Source organism: Paenibacillus sp. 01T422 (assembly GCF_056398785.1).
In genome coordinates this window covers 1-2,218 of the sequence record NZ_JBFTQB010001000.1, presented here as the reverse complement: position 1 = coordinate 2,218, position 2,218 = coordinate 1, and the positions used below count along the sequence as shown (strand labels likewise).

Below are 2,218 nucleotides of genomic sequence, written 5' to 3'. Positions count from 1 at the left end.
ACCTACTTTAGCTCGATGCAAACATGATTTATGTTTTCGTAAGAAAGTCTTTCTAATATGCTTAGCAATAGAATTAAATTCCTTTGCTGTTCCCCAATAAATTTCACTTTGAATTTGCTCAATTAACTTAAAATAATCTCTATCATCACGTTTAGATCTAGCCTTGAAGAAATCATCCAAACGATTTCCATAAATCCTTAAATTTTTAGTGGATCTCGAAATAACATGATATTCCCCATCCTTTGAATCAAATTCCGGGTCAACAACTGAAAGTAATTGCTCAATAGCGTTTGGATACATCTCGTAGTCAATATTATCAGTTACGACTAGTTTTTGAAGAATTTCTTTTTCATTATCTGAAAGTGATATCCATCTTTTTACAGCTATGGACTTTAGCTTAGGATTGAAATTTGTCCAAGTTTTCGAAAAGTTGCTGGGTATTTTCATAAACATATACCCACAATTACATTGGAACGGATTCTTGAACTGATCACATAATCTATAATCGAAGGATTTTTTGCATTTTGGGCAACGGTCCTCCAGCTTTCGATTATGAAAAGGGCATAGATGTATTAGGCTAGATTGATGATAAATACTATGATAACCCTTACTCAGACAAGTTCTACAGAAGGTCAGCTTCCTTCGTAACCCCGTTAATCGACTCTTGGGTAAAATATCAATTATCTTAGCTAGATAACCCTTATTAATATCCTTGAAATCTTTCCCAAGTCCCCTTTTCAATTTATCGCCATCAAGACCATTCATTGATCGAAGATCTCCATTTGTCATGTTGCAGGTCATTACTTTTCTTGCCAAAACTTCAACCGTACCGTATTCACGCAACACATCGATCGCTGTAGCTTGATTAGCATATTTGAACTTTTCAAGGATAGACCATGGTGATTCAAAATCTTTGATCCATGTATGGTTCCAGCAAAAAGAAATATATGTTTTAGGTATTGTCAGAAGCACTATCTTTACGTCTGTTATCATAACTTACACCACTACATCTTGGAAAATTTCGGCCTGTATGTAACCTGAGTTAATAACGGCATCCTTCCAATGGTTAATTGTTAATGAAGGAACCCTATCCCCTTTTATCCCGAATCTTCTTAATACATATTCAACTGTAAGAGTAAGATACTGCATAGGTATTTCAACAGGTTTCAGTAATCCTTCTTCTTGTCGTAATACCGTAAAAGCATTCATTAGCTCATCGGCGCAATCCTCCAAGCGAAATCCACTTTCAAATGCCTCTGGAAAAAAATATCGAACAAAAGACCACCCGGATTCTTGTGGGAATTCAGAAATGGAATCATACCCATTCAAGCAAGCACGGATATCTTGAATACTTCTAATACCAGTAAATTTATATTCATGTACCATAAATCGTCCTATGATTTGAGCTTTTTTTGCTTGGAGGAAGGCGCTGCGTTGGTGAATCAACTCCGTTTGACCTACCAAAATAACTGTTAAACTAATACCCGCACGATCTAACTCATTATAAATATCCATTAGCCATCCGTATTGAATCTCGAACAAACGCTGTGCGTCATCTATAAACAATACAATTCGATGCTGACTTGAAGCTTCGCCGCGCTCCATCAAGTAACGCAGAACTCTATCACGCTTTTGGTTGGCTTTACCGGTTGATGGGAGGGCGTGACCAATATCCTTCAATATATCTTCGAAAAAGTTGTTCTCATTAGGGTTTTTGTACTGCCTGCAACACATATGAAAAATGGGCATTTGTTTTCCGAAATCAGAAGGCAAGTCATGCATGAGATAACTAATTGCCCTTGTCTTACCCAGTCGCGGTCTCCCATAAATAATCCCCCCGGGGGATCGATTTTCTATCCATCTGGATACAGTTTGATGCAGACGTATGATTTCGTTCGTAGCAAGTAAATACCGCCCTGTTTCAATGGGATGCAGCCCATTTGGAATGGATGGTCTTGGCATTTGTGGCAGCTCTGCCTGATGAGCTAACATAGTAGTCACCTGCTCTCAATATTAATAGGTGATTGTCTTAAATACCTTTTTTATCTCTACAGGTGCTTGTCTATCCCTTAGCTCCTCATGCTCTGCTTTCAGAAACTTTTTTGAATATACTGAACTATTTTCTTCTATTTGTAATTCCGATTTTTTCTTTAAATCTGCAAGCATATTATTGCTGCTGTGATGATTTGTACTCTCCTCCAAATACCTCTGGTAACAC

3 protein-coding genes are annotated in these 2,218 nt (G+C 37.4%); all 3 read right to left on the bottom strand.

Features of this window, described 5'->3' with window-relative positions:
- Nucleotides 1-993 (bottom strand): hypothetical protein (locus AC1DUA_RS34690; protein WP_477504064.1); only part of this gene is annotated, 993 nt, incomplete at its 3' end.
- 3 nt (nucleotides 994-996) lie between these two features.
- Nucleotides 997-1,992 carry an ATP-binding protein gene (locus AC1DUA_RS34685; protein WP_477504063.1) on the bottom strand — a complete coding sequence of 332 codons (996 nt, stop codon included), beginning with the start codon at nucleotides 1,990-1,992 and terminating at the stop codon, nucleotides 997-999.
- Between the two features lie 21 nt (nucleotides 1,993-2,013).
- The coding region (locus AC1DUA_RS34680; RefSeq protein ID WP_477504062.1) for a hypothetical protein at nucleotides 2,014-2,218 on the bottom strand (205 nt) is incomplete at its 5' end.

What these genes read in the sequence shown, in the direction of transcription:
- AC1DUA_RS34685 (WP_477504063.1), bottom strand. Translation starts at nt 1,992, where the DNA reads ATGTTAGCTCATCAGGCAGAGCTGCCACAAATGCCAAGACCATCCATT.